The following is a 17,835-nucleotide window of genomic DNA, read 5'->3' as shown; positions in this document are numbered from 1 at the left end:
TAATTTTTTATAAAAAAATTAAAATCATATAAAAAATGCTTAGAAAACAAAGTAGTTTTCTAAGCACTTTTGTTGTTACTTCAATCTTAATCTATAATTTATGCTAAAAAATATTATTTAGCTGCTAATTTCTTATAGCCTTCTAATCTTGCTTTAGCATCTCTTTCTGTTTTTTCAAGTAAAGCTTCAGCAGCTTCTGGGAATGCTTTAACTAATGAAGCGTATCTAACTTCACCCATTAAGAATTCTCTGAAATCTCCTGTTGGTTCTTTAGAATCTAAAACAAATCCGTTCTTTCCTTGTTCAGCAACTAATGGATTGTATCTGTATAATGCCCAGTATCCACAGTCAACAGCTTTCTTCATTTCTAATTGAGAGTTAGCCATTCCTGATTTTATACCATGGTTAATACATGGAGCATAAGCTATTATTAATGATGGTCCTTTATATGCTTCTGCTTCTGCTATAGCCTTAAGAGTTTGATTTTTATCAGCTCCCATAGCTATTTGAGCAACATATACATAACCATAACTCATAGCTATCATACCAAGATCTTTCTTCTTAGTCTTCTTACCTGAAGCTGCGAATTTAGCTATAGCAGCTGTTGGTGTAGACTTAGAACTTTGACCACCTGTATTTGAGTAAACTTCTGTATCAAATACAAATATATTTACGTCTTCTCCTGAAGCTAATACGTGGTCAACTCCACCAAATCCGATATCGTAAGACCATCCGTCTCCACCGAATATCCATTGAGATCTCTTAACTAAGTAATCTTGATCTTTTAAGATTTCTTTAGCAAATTCGTTAGTTTCTGATTGTAAAGCAGCAATAACATTTTCAGCTCTTTGTCTTGTTCCTTCACCATCATCCATTTTATCTAACCAAGCTTCTAAAGCAGCTTTAGCATCAGCGCTTACTCCAGCTTCTATTGCTTTTCTTGCATTATCAGCTAATTTTTCTCTTATTGCTTTAACTCCTAGATACATACCAAATCCAAATTCAGCATTATCTTCAAATAATGAACTAGCCCAAGCTGGTCCATGACCATCTTTGTTTGTAGTGTATGGAGTTGAAGGAGCAGATCCTCCCCAAATTGAAGAACATCCTGTTGCGTTAGCAACCATCATTCTATCACCAAATAATTGAGTTATAAGTCTTGCATAAGGTGTTTCTCCACATCCTGCACATGAACCTGAGAACTCTAATAATGGTTTTTCAAATTGGCTTCCTTTAACTGTATTTTTGTTCATTGGATTAGCTTTTGGAGCTATATCATGTTCACAATAATACCATGGTTCCATTTGTTCACTTTGAGTATCTTGTGGTTTCATAACTAAAGCTTTTTCCTTAGCAGGACAAACTTGAGCACAGTTTCCACATCCAGTACAATCTAAAGTACTTACTGATATAGTGAAGTTTAATGGAGATTCTGATTTTAATCCCTTAGCTGCAACTGATTTTAATGCTGCTGGAGCATTTTTAACTTCTTCTTCTGTTAATAAGTGTGGTCTAATTGTAGCATGTGGACATACATATGAACATTGGTTACATTGTATACAATTTTCTGGTATCCATTCTGGAACGTTAACTGCTGTTCCTCTTTTTTCAAATGCAGCTGTACCATTTTCGAAAGTACCATCTTCCATTTCCATGTTAACAAAAGCTGAAACTGGAAGTGAATCTCCTTCTAATCTGTTCATAGGGTCAACTATTTTCTTTATAAAGTCTGATTTTGCTACTCTATCAGCTTTTGGAGCTTCATCTTGAGCATTTTTCCATTCAGCAGGAACTTCTATCTTAACTAAAGCTTCTATTCCTTTATCTATTGCTGCATGGTTCATGTTTACAACTTTTTCACCTTTTTTACCGTATGAAGTAACAACAGCTTCTTTTAAGTATTTAACAGCATCTTCTACTGGAATTATGTTAGCTAGCTTGAAGAATGCAGCTTGCATAATCATGTTGATTCTTCCACCAAGACCTATTTCTTGTGCTATTTTAACAGCATTTAATGTATAGAATTCAACATTATTTTCTGCTAAATATCTCTTATATTTTGCTGGTAAACTAGCAGCTACTTGTTCTGGAGTTTCTATAGTGTTTAATAAGAATTTACCACCATTTTTTAATCCATCAAGTACAAAATATTTATGAACATATGATTGGTTATGACAAGCTACAAAATCAGCCTTATTTATTAAGTATGGTGATTTTATTGGTTGTTTACCAAATCTTAAATGTGATACAGTTACACCACCTGATTTTCTTGAATCATATGAGAAATATCCTTGAGCATACATGTCAGTATGGTCTCCGATAATTTTTATAGCACTCTTGTTAGCACCAACAGTACCGTCTGATCCTAATCCCCAGAACTTACATGCTGTAGTTCCTACTGGAGTTGTATCAACATTTTCTCCTGCTTCTAATGAAGTAAATGTTACATCATCAACTATAGCTAATGTAAATCCATCTTTTGGTTCTGCTTTAGCTAAGTTATCATATACTCCGATTATATGAGCTGGAACTGTATCTTTTGATCCAAGACCGAATCTTCCTCCAACTATTAAAGGAGCATTTTCTTTTCCATAGAATGCATTTTTAACATCTAAGAATAAAGGTTCTGCTGCTGATCCTGGTTCTTTTGTTCTATCTAAAACAGCAATTTTCTTAACTGTACTTGGTATAGCTTTTAATAATCTTTCATTTGAGAAAGGTCTATATAATCTTACTTTAACTAAACCAACTTTTTGTCCGTTTGCATTTAAATAATCTATAGTTTCTTCTATTAAATCTGTTACAGAACCCATAGCAACTATAACTCTATCAGCATCAGCTGCTCCATAGTAGTCAAAACAGTTGTAAGTTCTTCCTGTTAATTTAGTTATTTCAGCCATGTATCCTTCAACTATTTCAGGTACTGCATCATAGAATTTGTTAACTGCTTCTCTTTCTTGGAAGTAGATATCAGGGTTTTGAGCTGTACCTCTTGTTACTGGTTTGTTAGGATTTAAAGCTCTTTTTCTAAATGCATCAACAGCATCCATATCAACTAAACCTTTAAGATCATTATAATCTAAAAGTTCTATTTTTTGTATTTCATGTGATGTTCTAAATCCATCAAAGAAGTTTACAAATGGTACTCTTGATTTTAATGTAGCTAAATGAGCTACTGCTGATAAGTCCATAACTTCTTGAACTGAACCTTCTGCAAGCATTGCAAATCCTGTTTGTCTTGCAGCCATAACGTCTTGGTGATCACCAAAGATGTTTAATGCTGATGTTGATAATGCTCTTGCAGCTACATGGAATACTGTTGGAAGTAATTCACCTGCAATTTTATACATGTTTGGTATCATTAATAAAAGACCTTGAGAAGCTGTAAATGTTGTTGTTAAAGCTCCTGCTTGTAATGAACCATGAACTGCACCTGCTGCTCCTGCTTCTGATTGTAATTCGATTACTTTAACTTGTTGATCAAAAATATTCTTTTGTCCTTTTGCACTCCATTCATCAACGTGTTCTGCCATTGGTGAAGATGGAGTTATTGGGTATATAGCAGCAACATCTGTGAATGCATATGATACGTATGCCGCAGCCGTATTACCGTCCATAGTTTTCATTTTTTTTGACATATTCGTGACACCTCTTTCTAAAAGTATGTATATAAAACATATATATAATGCGCTTACTCATTTATGATAATACATATTTTATATAATTATTATTACTTTTTAATTACATATTATACTTTTTAAAATTTTTTTATCTTTCTTTTAATATAATTAATTAAATCTTAAAATTATTCTAAATTTATTAAATTTTTAGATAAATCTTTTAACGCTTCTATCTGTTCATCGTTAGTTGCTTCCCCTATAGCCAATTTTCCAATTACATTAAATCCATATGAATTCATTCTCTTTTCCCATTCATTAATAAATCCCGCTTGCCCCCATCCATAACTTCCAAAAAGAACAACTTTCTTATTCATGTTTAAATTCTGCAATTTATCTATAAATGGTTCCATCTCATTTTGCTCTATTTTATTTTCATCCATAGCAGGGCTTCCTAAAGCTATAGCATCTGCTTCACTTATATCACTTATATCTGCATCAGAAACTTGTTTTAAATTAACCTCTACTCCACTTTCCTCAAGTTTATCTGAAATTATATTTGCTAAAGTTTCTACATTTCCACCTTTGCTCCAATAAATAATTGCCACTTTTTTCATCTTTAAGCCACCTCATTATTCCTTTAACTTTATAATACTTCATTAAAATAATTTTAAACCATTTATATAAAAATTTTCAAGAACTAATAATATAATATTCCTTTATTATCTATAAATAAAGGAATATTGTAAAATTGCATCGTTTTTTATTATATATTTTGTTATTATTACTTTTTTATATTATCCATTATAACTTTTATGATATTATCTACACCATTTCCCATAGAACTTTTATTCATATTCTCTATATATCTATCTTTTTCTACAACTACTTCTTTTAAAACTTTAAGTAAAACTTTTCCTGTAAATTCCTCTTCTTTTACAACTTTAGAGTAACCTGATTTTTCAAATGACCTTGCATTTAAAACCTGATCCCCTCTTGATGCTTGTTCTGATAATGGAACTAATATATGTGGTTTTTTCAATGTTAAAAGTTCAAAAATCGTATTTGCACCTGCTCTAGATAAAACTATATCTGCTAGTGCCATAACATCTGGAAGCTCATCTGATATATACTCATATTGTCTATATCCTCTTATATTCTTTAATGATTCATCAATATTTCCCTTACCACAAATATGAACAATATTAAAATCTTTAACAAGCTCATTTATAACCAATCTAACATTATCATTTAATACCTTAGCTCCTAAGCTCCCCCCTATAACCATAAGAACCATTTTATCATCATCAAATTTACAAAAGTCTTTTCCTCTTTTTTTATCCCCATTTAAAAGACTTTCTCTTATAGGTGTTCCTGTAAGTATCGCCTTATCAGCCTTAACATGCTTTAAACTCTCTGGAAATGTTACGCATAATTTATTACAAAACGGAGATGCTATTTTATTTGCAAGTCCTGGAGTCATATCTGATTCATGAGACACAACTGGTATTTTTTTTATTGAAGCTGCTATAACTACTGGTACAGTTACAAATCCCCCTTTTGAAAATATTATATCTGGTTTTTCTTTTGATAGAATTTTCAAAGCATCAGTTACACCTTTTAAAACCTTTAAAGGGTCACTAAAATTTTTAACATCAAAATATCTTCTCAATTTCCCTGAAGATATAGAATAATAGGGTATATTTTCCTTTTTGATTATACCTTTTTCTATACCATCTCTGCTTCCTATATATTTAATTTCAAACCCTAATTCTTTAAGCTTTGGAACCAATGCTAAATTTGGAGTTACATGTCCTGCTGATCCTCCACCAGTCATTATCATTTTATATTTACTCAAAATAATCATCTCCTTAAAAATAAATTATATCCTTATATTTTTTATAATTAGCTGTATACTTTTTGTGTCATTATATTCATTTATTTTAGGAACGTATACTAAATCAATTCTAAAATCAAAATCAAATTGCCCACAATCTAAGACCTTTAAATATCTCTCCTCACCATATTTATCAATAAACATATCTTTAAATCTATCTAAGCCTTTAAAGGAAACAGCGTCTATTTTTCTATAACTATTACCTATATCACATCTTAATCTAAACATATCTTTATTTTTTCCCATAACAAAAAATCTGCTTACCTTTATATTTTTTTCAGCAAATATTGGAGATGGATTTCCTTTTCCAAATGGTTCTAAAATATTTATATCTTCTATAATTTTTTCATTTAAATATTCTAAAGGTATTCTACAATCTATTCTAACCTTTAGTAAAAATCATCATAGTCTAAAGTGCAATTATCAATAAGTTTTTCCCTTAAAATACTTATATTTTTTTCCTCTATAGATAAACCAGCTGCCATTTTATGTCCGCCAAATTTACTTAAAAGTTTTTTACATTTAGATAATTCTTCAAATATGTTGTACTCTTCAATAGAACGTGCAGAACCTTTTGGCATTTCATGCCCCTTTGTTAATATAATAGTTGGAACATTGTAAATTTCTTTAACTCTTCCTGCAACTATTCCTGCAATACTCTCATGAATGTTTGGATTATAAACAACTAATATTTTATCATTTTTCATATGTTCTTTTTCTATTTGTTCTAAGACTTGTTCTACACTATCTGTTGTCATCTCTTGTCTTCTTGCATTAAGTTCATAAAGTTCTTTAGCCAAAATTTTAGCTCTTTCTATGTCTTTAGTTGTTAGAAGTTCTACCGAAAGCTTTGCTGTTTCCAATCTTCCCGTAGCATTTATGCATGGTCCTATTACAAAACCTAAATGATAGGAGGAAATAGTCTTATCTTGTAAATTATTAATCTTTAACAATTCTTTAATTCCTAAATTATCTGTATTGTTTATAAGTTTTAATCCTTCTTTTACAATTATTCTATTCTCTCCTAAAATATCAACAACATCACAAACAGTCGCAATAGCACAAAGCTCTACTAATTTTAAAGCTTTATTTTTATCTATTCCTAAAATTTCATATAAACACATCACAAATTTAAAGGCTACCCCTGCTCCACATAAATCTTTAAAATTATAGTGACATTCATCTTGTTTAGGATTTATTACTGCATAAGCATTTGGCACTCCATATGAATCTCCCTCTGAAATTTTTATGGGCACATCATGATGGTCAGTTAAAATAACATCAATTCCTATACTATTAGCATAGTCTATCTCTTTATGAGCTGCTATACCATTATCACAAGTTAAAATTATATCACAACCTTCATCTTTTAAGGATTTTATAGTATCTATATTCATACCATATCCTTCATACTCTCTATGAGGTATATGATAAGTAAAGTTTGCATTACATTCCTCTAAAGCTTTGTATAATATAGCTGTACTTACAACACCATCACAGTCATAATCTCCGTATATAACTATTTTCTTATGATTTTTTATAGCATCTACTATTTTTTCTATACCTTTTTTCATGTCTTTCATTTGAAAGCCATCTAATAGATTGTTTAAATCACCATATAAAAAATTTTTACAATCCTCAATACCTTTTATATTTCTATTGGCTAAAAGCCTTGTGATCAGTGGTGTTACATTTAGTTTTTCATGCAATGTTTTATCCATGTTTCTATTTATTAAAACCCACTTTTCTTCCATCTAATCACCATCCTTATAACAATACCTCAACAACAGGATTTTTTAATACCTTATTAACTACTTCTTTTATTTCTTCAACTGTATAATTATATATCATATTTAATTCATTAAAAACCATATTTCCATCATTATATAAAATTTCATAAATAGCCATCCTGTTTGCTAAAACTATACTTTTTTCTAACTCTAAAGACATTTTAAGCTTAAATCTTTTTATCAGCTTTTTTAACTCATAATCATTTAATATCTCATCTAATTTTTTACCTTTTTCTATACAGTTATCAACTATATTTAAAGCTTTTTTATATGAATCTTTATCAGTGCTTAAAGCTATTTTAAAAATTTCTATTCCTTTTTCCCACTTTACACTGCTATAAACTTCATATGCAAGTCCCATTTTTGTTCTTATATTATCATACAAAATTGAACTTACACCTTCACCAAACCAAAGATTAAAAAGCTTCAAAGCTGTGACTTCTCTTAAATTTAAAGCAGATATATCAAACCCATATGATATTTTACACCCATTATTTCCTTTCGCAACATCTTTAAATATACCAGAATTTATTGTTCTTTCTCCATTGAATCTATCATTTTTAATATTTATATCTAAAGATGAATTTATTGATAATAAATTTTTTTCTATTATACTTTTTACATAGTCATATTCCAAAGAAGTTACAACAGAAACAACTATGTTTTCCCCTTTATAGAATTTATCGTAAAACTCTTTTAAATTATCTACTGTTATTTTTTCTATATCACCTCTATTTCCTATTATTATTTTGCTTATTCTTTCATCTCTAAATCCATTATAGAGCATTAAATCTTCTGAAAGTTGCTCTAAATCCTCTTTCCATTCTACACTTTCTTGTTTTATAACATTTAACTCTTCACAAAATCCATAGTGTGAAATTTTTTCATTAGTTAACATTTGACTATATAAAGAAAAACCTTCATTAAAATCATCATTATACAAAGTGCCATAATATATTACATACGGAAAATTAGTCATAGCATTATTCATACCAAAAAGTTCATCTAACTTTCTATTTATCTCATCTTCATTTAATGTAGATGTTCCTTTAAAAATCATATGTTCTAAAGCATGAGCATAACCTATCTCTCCTTCATTTTCATTATTTGCCCCAGCTTCCAATGCTATAGAAAAAGATGTATGACTTACTTCTCTATATTTATATAAAAATCTTATTTTATTTTCTAATGTTTCTTTTTTCATAACATCCGCCTTTATTTTGTTAAAATATTTTACTTAAAATAAAAATAATCATAAAAATGTATAAACATCTTTATGATTATTTTTTATTATATATTAACTTTTAATTTATTTTTTATATAAAGTCAAGCATTATCGCTTTTTTAATATTTGTAGCTTCTTCTTTATAACCTAATTGTGTTATTATTTTAAGTCCAAAGTCAAAAGCTGTCCCTGCCCCTCTACTTGTTATTATATTTTCAGATACTACAACTTTTTTATCTTCTATATAATTTGAATCTTTAAATTCATCTTTAACACTTGGGTGACTTGTAACATCTTTTCCATTTAAAATTTCTGCTTTATTTAAAACTATAGGTCCTGCACATATTGCAGCTACTATTTTTCCTTTATTATTATAATCTTTTATAATATTTATAACATCTTCGTTATCCCTTAGATTGTATGTCCCTGGAATTCCACCTGGTATAACAATTGCATCATACTCTTGATTTCCTGCTATATCTTTTAAAAGTTTATCAGCCTTTATTATAACTCCATGAGAACTTTTAACTTCTCTTGAATTGCTTATAGATGCTGTATCACATTTTAATTTTGCTCTAACACACACATCAATTACAGCCAAGCCTTCTATCATTTCAAAGCCTTCAGCTAAAAGAACTAATACTTTTTTCATAAAATCACTCCCTATTGTATAAGCACTTCTTTTATATAGTCATCCATATTAATAACCATTATACTATTTCCTCTTCTCGCTCTGTTTTGAAGCTTTATATCACTTATTGATATTTCTTTTTCTACATTTTCTTTAGATATTAATATTATCTTAGAAATTTCAGAAGTTATAGCAACTTCATTATATTCCTTTAAAATACTATTATCAACAAAATCAACTAAGCATGTACTAAACATAGCCTCATCTTCTTCTCGTAAGCTTATCGCTGTAACTCCTGATGCATTTTTTCCCATTTGACTAACAGATTGTGCTGAAAATAATATATAAAATCCTTTTTTAGTTATAAATAAAATATTACATGTTCCTATATTTATATTTATATTTAATAATTTATCGGATTGATTTTTAAATTTATAAACAATTTGATTATTAAACGAACCATAAAGTTCTTTCACATCCATCTTCTTCACAAAGCCTTGTTTAGTTGAAAAATATACATAAAATTTTCCTTCTATTCTTTCTTCTTCCTTCGGCAATGATATAACCTTTATTATATTTTCATCATCATCAAAATTATCTACAAGATTGTCTAAATGATTTTCAGTTAAATTATCTAAGAAATAACTTGGAAATTTAAATGCCTTACCCTTATCAGAAAAAGCTACAATATAGCTTAATGAATTTGTTTTAACTTTTTCGTATTTTTCCGTAGATTTTGAATAATTCTTATAAATTTTTATATTTCCTTTTTTATTTATTCCACAAACAAATTCTTTATATTCCATGCTATCTACATATTCAACTAAAATTATCTCATCTTTAGAATTTAAAGGACATAAATTTTCACCTAAAATAATTCTATCTACAAACTCTAATTTAGGCTCTTCTACTATAAACTCAAGTCCCATTAAAGTTTTTACTTTTATAAATTTTTCCTCTTCTTTCGAATCCATAATAACAGCACTTATCAATTTTTCTTTGTCCTTCAATTTTAATGCCATAAGCTTAGAATATGCTGTAATAAATTTATCTAAACTTGTTTTTTTAATTAATCCATTTGAAGTTATAAATTTTATTACTTTGTTTGGCATAAATTCTGAAATTGATATAGCTGAAATTATATTTTCATTTTCTAAATTTAAATTTTTAATTAAAGTATCTAACTTTTCACCTTTTTCTTTCCATTTAGCTTCTAAAATATTATTAACCTTTATCTGATACATATTTCCTTTGTCTGTAAATAGAATTAAATTATCTCTTGTATTAGACCTTATTAAGGTTTTTAAATAATCTCCATCTCTATACTCTATATCATTTTCATCAGAATTTAAACGATTATAATTTTTTAAAGGTAACCTCTTTATAAATCCATCATTAGATAAAGTTATAACGACATCTTCAACTACTATCAATTCATTTAAATCGATTTTAGCTTCTTTCTCATCTTCAACTATTGTTGTTCTTCTATTTTCTCCATATTTCTCTTGAATTTCCTTAAGTTCTTTTGTTATAACTTTTAAAAGTTCTTTTTCACTTCCTAATATTTTCTCTAAAGCTCTAATTTTCTTTAAAAGTTCTTTATATTCCTTTTCAAACACTTTAATTTCAAGACCTGTAAGTCTGTACAACATAAGCTCTAATATAGCTTCTGCTTGAATAGTAGTAAAATCATATATATCGACTAGTTTTGCATTAGCGTCTTTTTTAGATTTTGCACCTCTTATAGTTTCTATAATATCATCTAAAATACCTATAGCCTTTATAAAACCTTCAACTATATGAAATCTTTTTTTACAAGATTCAAGTTCTATTTGAGTTCTTTTAGTTACAACATCTTTTTGATGATTTACATAATGAGTTATTATTGTTTTAAGTCCCATAGTTTCTGGCTTTCCATTAGCCAATGCAACCATGTTAAAACTTAAATTACATTGAAGGTCTGTCTTTTTAAATAAATATTTAAGTACCTTATTAACAGTAACTTCATCTGCTGCCTTTTTAAACTCTATAACAGCCCGTACTCCCTCTCTATCTGATTCATCTCTAATATCTGTAATAGATTCTAGTGCTTTACTATGTTTTTTATCAGCTGTCATCTCTGATATCGTTTGAAGTATTTTCGCCTTATTTCTCCTAAAAGGAAATTCAGTTATAATTATCGCAAGTCTTCCATTTTCTAATTTATCAATAGAAGTTTTAGCTCTTAAAGCAACTTTTCCTTCTCCAGTTTCATAGGCAGTCCTTAAAGAGTTCTTACCCATTAAAATTCCACCAGTTGGAAGATCTGGTCCCTTTATAAATTCCATGAGTTCTTCTGTTTTTATATCATTATTTTCTATATATGCTAACGTTCCTGAAATTACTTCATTTAAATTATGAGGTGGTATATTAGTTGCAAGTCCAACTGCTATACCAAAAGTTCCATTTACCAAAAGATTTGGATATCTAGCTGGCAAAACTTTTGGTTCTATATCTGAATCAGAGTAATTTGGAACCATTTCAACTACTCCTTTTTCTATATCTCTAAGCATTTCCATAGAGATTTGAGACAATCTAGCTTCTGTATAACGCATTGCAGCTGCACCATCTCCATCAATTGAGCCCCAGTTTCCGTGTCCATCAATTAATGGCTGTCTTGTTGAAAAATTTTGTGCTAAAATTACCATTGCATCATAAACTGATGTATCGCCATGCGGATGATATTTACCTAAAATATCCCCAACTATTCTAGCTGATTTATAATATGGTTTATCTGGAAATGCTTTTAACATATACGCCCCATAAAGAATTCTTCTATGAACTGGCTTTAGTCCATCTCTAACATCTGGCAATGCTCTATCTTTTGCAACTTCAACAGCATAAGGAAGATAATTATCGGGCATTACCTCTTCTAAAGGCAATCTTATTATATTATTATCTTTAGGAATTATAATTTGTTTTTTAGCCATGTTTATCTCATCTCCTATCTAAAATTCAGCATACTTATACATATAATTTTTTCTAGGCTCAACTATATCTCCCATAAGAAGTGAAACCATTTTTTCAGCCTTCGCTGCATCATCTATAGTTACTTGAATTAATGTTCTAGTTTCAGGATTTAAAGTTGTTTCCCATAATTGATCTGGATTCATTTCTCCAAGTCCTTTAAACCTTTGAATTAACGCTCCTTTTCCAAGTTCTTTTTTAGCACTCTCTAATTCCTCATCTGAATAAGCATAAACCACTTTATCCATACCCTTAGATGATTTATACACCTTATATAAAGGAGGTTGTGCTAAATACAAATGTCCATTTGCTATTAATGGTCTCATATATCTATATATATATGTCATCCATAGAGTTCTTATATGGAATCCATCAACATCTGCATCACTCATAATTATTATTTTATTATATTTTAAATCCTCTTCTTTATAGTTATCTAAAGTTCCTGTTCCTATAGCAGTATTAAATATCCTAAGTTCTTCTGAAGCAAGTACATTTTCTATCTTTTGCTTTTCTGTATTCATAATTTTTCCCTTTGACGGCATTATAGTTTGGAACCTTCTATCTCTAGCTTGTTTTGCAGACCCCCCTGCACTATCTCCTTCAACTACTATAAATTCCATAAAATCCTTATTTTTAAGCGTGCAAACAGCTACTTTTCCTGCAAGAGGTGCTGTTCCCTTACCTATCTTCTTTTTTTCTGCTTCATTTATTTTTTTAATTTTTTCTCTTCTTGAAGCTGCATCTAATGCATTATTTATTATCATAGTAGCAACTTGTTTATTATCTTCTATCCATTCACAAAACTTACTATAAGATAAATCATTCATCATAGTGTATGCTTCATTGTTTCCAAGTTTTGTTTTTGTTTGACCTTCAAATACTGGATTTGTAAGTTTTATTCTAACTATCGCAGTCATACCTTCTCTAAGGTCATCACCTTCAAATTCTTTGTCTTTTTCTTTAATTATGTTAAGCTTTTTTCCCCACTCTTTAAAAGCTCTTGTCATTCCTGTTTTAAATCCTGCTTCATGAGTCCCTGCTTCTGTTGTTGGTATGTTGTTTACATAACTTGCTATATTCTCTGTCGTTGAATCTGTAAACTGTATACATACTTCTCCATACATATTTACATCCCCTAAAGTTCTTTCCCCTTCAAAAGATATCGGTGTTTCATGTATAGGAGTTTTACTTTCATTTAAATAATCTATAAAATCTAATAATCCTCTTTCAGAGAAGTATTCTTTTCTCACCTCTTCATTTTTTCTTTTATCTATAAGTTCTAAATGTATTCCTTTATTTTGAAACGCTAATTCTTGTAATCTTTCATCAATAACTTCAAATTTAAAATCCGTAGATGAAAAAACATCTTTATCTGGTAGAAATGTTACTTTGGTTCCAGTTTCCTTTGAATTTCCTATAATCTCAAGAGGAGTTACAGGAGTCCCTGGCATAACTTTACTTAATTCTTTATCTAGTGCATACTCAAATCTTTGTCTATATACTTTTTGATTTTGATTCACACAAACTTCCAACCATTTTGAAAGTGCATTAACAACAGCAGCACCTACTCCATGTAGTCCTCCTGATGTTTTATAATTCTTATTGTCAAACTTTCCACCTGTATGAAGTTCTGTAAACACCATTTCAACGCCTGATTTTTTCTTTGTAGGATGTATACCAGTTGGAATACCCCGTCCATTATCAATAATAGTTACACTTTTATCGTTATTTAAAATTACTATAGCTTTATCTCCATATCCATTAGATATTTCATCTATCGAATTATCCAATATTTCCCATATACAATGATGCAGACCCTTTATACCTGTTGAACCTATGTACATACCAGGTCTAACTCTAACAGGTTCTAATTTTTCTAGAGATGTCAAATCCGTAACATCATAAGTAAATTTTTTTTCTTCTTTCATAGAACTCCTCCCAAAAGTTACATAATTATTTATACTCTATTTTATCAATTAAACAATATTGTATACCTAAGAAAAACTATAATATCACATTATAATGTCTTTTCCAAATTACTAAAATAGTATAATTCCTTTAACTTTCCTTGTCAAACAACATATATTAGGTAATTTTTTATATATAAAAAGACACTCAATCTCTTGAGTGTCCACTTTTTATACTTCATATATTCCTATTTGTCTAACATGTTTAGTATGTGACCATTCTTTTTTATCTTTATCTATAATTCCTTGGATTGTGATTGGAACCCAAGTTAATATAAATATTGGATAAAGAAGATATCTATAAAACAATTTAAAGCTTGATTTTCCACCAACTAAAAATGTTAATAATAAGAATCCACCAATAAATGCTACATTAAATGCACCTATAACAAAGACATTAGAGAAAATAGAATAAGTGTCTATTAAATATGGTTGTATAAAATAAGTTGTTGAATATATAGCTAAAACTACAAACAGTTTTCTACTAAACTTATTATCTATCATTAAAACTAATGGTACCAATAAAAATTGGAATACGGCATATATTTCCCATATATTATTATCTAACAAATGTGTCATGACAAATATTCCTGTTTCATTTGGAATCATTCCAGCTATAAGAGTTAATACAGCAGCAACACCAAGACCTAATGTTAAAAATGGCTGCATCATATATATAGCACAATCTAAACATAATAAACTTTTATCTTTCCATGCTTTTTTAAGAAGCTTCATACCATATCTTGTAGATACATCAGCAAAACCTTGCATCCATCTCTTTCTTTGCTTCCATGAAGCTTTTAAAGTTAATGGTTTTTCATCATATATTATAGCATCATGAGCCCAACCAACTTTTTCACCACTTAAAACTAATTTTACACTAAATTCTAAGTCTTCTGTTAAACATGTAGCACCCCAACCTAACTCTTTTAAGGTTTCTGTACTTATTGCAAAACCAGTTCCTCCAAGTTGATTTGATAATCCTATATTATTTCTTGCTAATTGAATCATTCTATTAGAACTTGTAAATGCTATGGCATAACTTTCTGTTATCCATGAATCATGAGGATTTTTTGAATCTAAATATCCTTGTATAACCTTATATCCTTCACACATTTTATTATTCATAGCATTTAAAAAATTTTTATCGACTAAGTTGTCCGCATCAAATATGCAAATTCCATCATAATATGTTTTCATCTTAAAAATTTTCCCAAACATCCATTCAAGCGCATAACCTTTTCCACGTTTATCTTTATCAAACCTTTCAAATACATTTGCTCCAGCTTTTCTAGCTACTGCTGCTGTACTATCTGTACAATTATCAGCAATTACAAATATATCGTATAGTTCTTTTGGATAATCTAAATTTTTTAAACTCTCAACCATATTGGCAATTACAACTTCTTCATCATGAGCTGCAACCAACATAGCAAATTTTTTTTGAGGTGCAAATTGTTTTTCTTCTTTTTTCTTATAAAATCCAAAGAATGCAATTGCTAGATAATACAACGCCCCAATAAAAACTAATATTTGAAAAATGGCGGTTATCCAAAATATAAAATCCTTCATAAAATTTCACTCCTATTCTAAATTACCAACTGAAATTATAACAAGTGTTTAAGGCTTTGCCAAACATTATTTTTTAAATTCGCACTTTTTATGTCATTTTTTAATTTAATTTCTTTTTTATTAAAACTTTTACTGTTTTCATGATAATGACTCATAGATATTACTATGAGTCATTATTAAGTCATTTGTGTTACAAATATAAAATTAAATTATATTAACTTAGTGTATACGATATTTTTGCTAATATAATTTTGCCACAGTACAAATTATTAATTATTACGAATTTATTAATTTGCTTTATAAATTTTTGAATTTTTTGTGAATTCATCTTGCAAATTTTCTCATTCATTTAATAATTATAATACATTATATATCATACATTGATATTCTTCATCATATTAAGATAAAAATTTTAAAAAATCACATTCTTTCTCCAAGTTTAATATATTAATATGAACCATACTTTAAGGAGAAAAATCATGAATCTATTAGCTACTATATTATTTGTTTTATCTGCAAGTTTTGATGTATTTGTTGTAGCTATGTCATATGGATTTAAGAACATAAAGATAAAACCATTTATTAATTTTGTAATTTCTTTTATATCTTCATTAGGAACATTTATTTCTATGGAAATTGGTTTAGCTTTAACTAATATAATTCCTTTATCAGTTGTTAATATTTTAGGCTCTATAATAATGTTATTACTTGGGTTATATTGCTTGTTGGATTATAGAAAAGTTTTAAAAAAATCTACTAATCATAAAGATAGAAACTTAAATCCATCATCTCCAATAGTAATACTTGAAAAACCTGAAATAGCAGATACTAATAAATCTGGTACTATTGAATTTAAAGAATCCATACTTCTTTCAATAGCATTAGCACTTAATAATGTCGGACTTGGCATAGGAGCTAGTATTGCAGGGCTTCACATTATTTTAACAACAATTGTTACTTTAATTATAACAATTATCCTTATACCTTTAGGATTTTTATGTTCTAAAAAATTACTAAACACATGGATTGGTAAATCTGGAAGCTTAATATCAGGTATTTTACTAATCATTCTAGCTGTTATAACTTGCTTATTCTAAAACTTAATTATAATTTTTAATATAGGTTATATTTTTAGCAACTACAACTTTGAACATAAATAATATTTCTAGTTTTACTTAAAGTTAATACTTTACTAAAATATGACCTATAATATATTAACACTATTTATTATTTCAATAAAAATACTATTTTATAATCTAGATTATATCTAATTATTAATTTATAATAATTCTAAAATACATACTTAGGAGGAATTATTTTATGAAATTAATCTCTTGGAATGTTAATGGAATAAGAGCCTGTGTAAAAAAAGGATTCTTAGACTATTTTAATGAGCAGGATGCAGATATATTTTGTATACAAGAAACTAAATTACAAGAAGGGCAAATAGATTTAAATTTAGAAGGATATTATCAATATTGGAACTACGCTAAAAAGAAAGGCTATTCTGGAACTGCTATATTTTCAAAAAAAAAGCCACTTTCAGTTTCTTATGGGCTTAATATAGAAGAGCATGATCAAGAAGGTAGAATTATAACTTTAGAATTTGAAAACTTTTATATGATAACTGTATACACTCCAAACTCTCAAACAGGACTTGCAAGACTAGATTATAGAATGAAATGGGAAGATGATTTTAAAGCTTATTTAAAAGATTTAAACATTAAAAAACCTGTTATTTTATGCGGTGACTTAAATGTAGCTCATAAAGAAATAGACCTTAAAAATCCTAAAAATAATATTAATAATCCGGGATTTACTGTATTTGAAAGAGAAAAATTAACTAACCTTTTAGATGAAGGTTTTATAGATTCATTTAGATATCTTTATCCAGATAAAGAATTTATTTATTCTTGGTGGTCTTATAGGTTTAATGCTAGAAAAAACAATGCTGGTTGGAGAATCGATTATTTTTTAACATCTGATAAACTGCAAGACAAAATAGAAGATGCTTTAATAGACACAGAAATTCTAGGTTCTGACCATTGTCCTGTTATATTAATATTAAAAGATTTCTAAAATAAAAATTTAATTATTAGTTTATAAATATTTTTAATATAGTGTTGA

At 28.5% G+C, this 17,835-nt stretch carries 10 protein-coding genes and 1 pseudogene; 2 read left to right on the top strand and 9 right to left on the bottom strand.

Annotated features, from left to right (window positions below; all coding sequences use genetic code 11):
• Positions 1-113 precede the first annotated feature (113 nt).
• The 9 genes and pseudogenes from nifJ to DR020_RS08860 all read right to left on the bottom strand — a co-directional run bounded on the left by nifJ (position 114) and on the right by DR020_RS08860 (position 15,708).
• Positions 114-3,638 (bottom strand): pyruvate:ferredoxin (flavodoxin) oxidoreductase, encoded by a 3,525-nt coding sequence (gene nifJ, locus DR020_RS08900; protein ID WP_055259386.1) that lies wholly within the window; start codon positions 3,636-3,638, stop codon positions 114-116.
• Between the two features lie 167 nt (positions 3,639-3,805).
• The gene (locus DR020_RS08895; protein ID WP_112365755.1) at positions 3,806-4,234 is read right to left on the bottom strand and encodes a flavodoxin; all 429 of its coding nucleotides are present in this window, start codon (positions 4,232-4,234) and stop codon (positions 3,806-3,808) included.
• A 167-nt stretch (positions 4,235-4,401) separates the two neighbouring features.
• Positions 4,402-5,475, bottom strand: coding sequence for an undecaprenyldiphospho-muramoylpentapeptide beta-N-acetylglucosaminyltransferase (locus DR020_RS08890; RefSeq protein ID WP_055259390.1), 1,074 nt, complete (start codon positions 5,473-5,475; stop codon positions 4,402-4,404).
• A 24-nt stretch (positions 5,476-5,499) separates the two neighbouring features.
• Positions 5,500-7,268, bottom strand: a pseudogene (gene recJ / locus DR020_RS08885) (single-stranded-DNA-specific exonuclease RecJ).
• Between the two features lie 13 nt (positions 7,269-7,281).
• Complete coding sequence (locus tag DR020_RS08880; protein WP_112365754.1) at positions 7,282-8,508, bottom strand: M16 family metallopeptidase; 1,227 nt, start codon at positions 8,506-8,508, stop codon at positions 7,282-7,284.
• Positions 8,509-8,620: 112 nt separating this feature from the next.
• On the bottom strand, positions 8,621-9,181 hold the full coding sequence (locus DR020_RS08875) for a DJ-1 family glyoxalase III (protein WP_055259396.1): 561 nt from the start codon (positions 9,179-9,181) through the stop codon (positions 8,621-8,623).
• Positions 9,182-9,192: 11 nt separating this feature from the next.
• The gene (locus DR020_RS08870) at positions 9,193-12,129 is read right to left on the bottom strand and encodes a DNA topoisomerase IV subunit A (RefSeq protein ID WP_112365753.1); all 2,937 of its coding nucleotides are present in this window, start codon (positions 12,127-12,129) and stop codon (positions 9,193-9,195) included.
• Between the two features lie 18 nt (positions 12,130-12,147).
• Positions 12,148-14,097, bottom strand: a complete 1,950-nt coding sequence (locus tag DR020_RS08865; protein ID WP_112365752.1) for a DNA gyrase/topoisomerase IV subunit B — start codon at positions 14,095-14,097, stop codon at positions 12,148-12,150.
• A 210-nt stretch (positions 14,098-14,307) separates the two neighbouring features.
• Positions 14,308-15,708: a glycosyltransferase family 2 protein gene (locus tag DR020_RS08860; RefSeq protein WP_112365751.1), complete on the bottom strand. Its 1,401-nt coding sequence runs from the start codon at positions 15,706-15,708 to the stop codon at positions 14,308-14,310.
• Between the two features lie 479 nt (positions 15,709-16,187).
• Here DR020_RS08860 and ytaF point away from each other — a divergent pair, with 479 nt between their 5' ends.
• Together ytaF and DR020_RS08850 are read left to right on the top strand one after the other, a co-directional pair.
• The gene (ytaF, locus tag DR020_RS08855) at positions 16,188-16,805 is read left to right on the top strand and encodes a sporulation membrane protein YtaF (protein WP_055259404.1); all 618 of its coding nucleotides are present in this window, start codon (positions 16,188-16,190) and stop codon (positions 16,803-16,805) included.
• Between the two features lie 223 nt (positions 16,806-17,028).
• Positions 17,029-17,787 (top strand): exodeoxyribonuclease III, encoded by a 759-nt coding sequence (locus DR020_RS08850; protein ID WP_112365750.1) that lies wholly within the window; start codon positions 17,029-17,031, stop codon positions 17,785-17,787.
• Positions 17,788-17,835 lie beyond the last annotated feature (48 nt).

Source organism: Sarcina ventriculi (assembly GCF_900456775.1).
In the GTDB taxonomy this organism is placed as follows: Bacteria; Bacillota; Clostridia; order Clostridiales; family Clostridiaceae; genus Sarcina; species Sarcina ventriculi.
This window is presented reverse-complemented; position numbering and strand designations above follow the sequence as displayed.

Excerpts from the sequence above, each read along its gene's own strand:
- nifJ (WP_055259386.1), bottom strand. The coding sequence starts at position 3,638 with ATGTCAAAAAAAATGAAAACTATGGACGGTAATACGGCTGCGGCATAC.
- DR020_RS08860 (WP_112365751.1), bottom strand. The coding sequence starts at position 15,708 with ATGAAGGATTTTATATTTTGGATAACCGCCATTTTTCAAATATTAGTT.
- ytaF (WP_055259404.1), top strand. The coding sequence starts at position 16,188 with ATGAATCTATTAGCTACTATATTATTTGTTTTATCTGCAAGTTTTGAT.
- DR020_RS08875 (WP_055259396.1), bottom strand. The coding sequence starts at position 9,181 with ATGAAAAAAGTATTAGTTCTTTTAGCTGAAGGCTTTGAAATGATAGAA.
- DR020_RS08865 (WP_112365752.1), bottom strand. The coding sequence starts at position 14,097 with ATGAAAGAAGAAAAAAAATTTACTTATGATGTTACGGATTTGACATCT.
- DR020_RS08880 (WP_112365754.1), bottom strand. The coding sequence starts at position 8,508 with ATGAAAAAAGAAACATTAGAAAATAAAATAAGATTTTTATATAAATAT.
- DR020_RS08870 (WP_112365753.1), bottom strand. The coding sequence starts at position 12,129 with ATGGCTAAAAAACAAATTATAATTCCTAAAGATAATAATATAATAAGA.
- DR020_RS08895 (WP_112365755.1), bottom strand. The coding sequence starts at position 4,234 with ATGAAAAAAGTGGCAATTATTTATTGGAGCAAAGGTGGAAATGTAGAA.
- DR020_RS08850 (WP_112365750.1), top strand. The coding sequence starts at position 17,029 with ATGAAATTAATCTCTTGGAATGTTAATGGAATAAGAGCCTGTGTAAAA.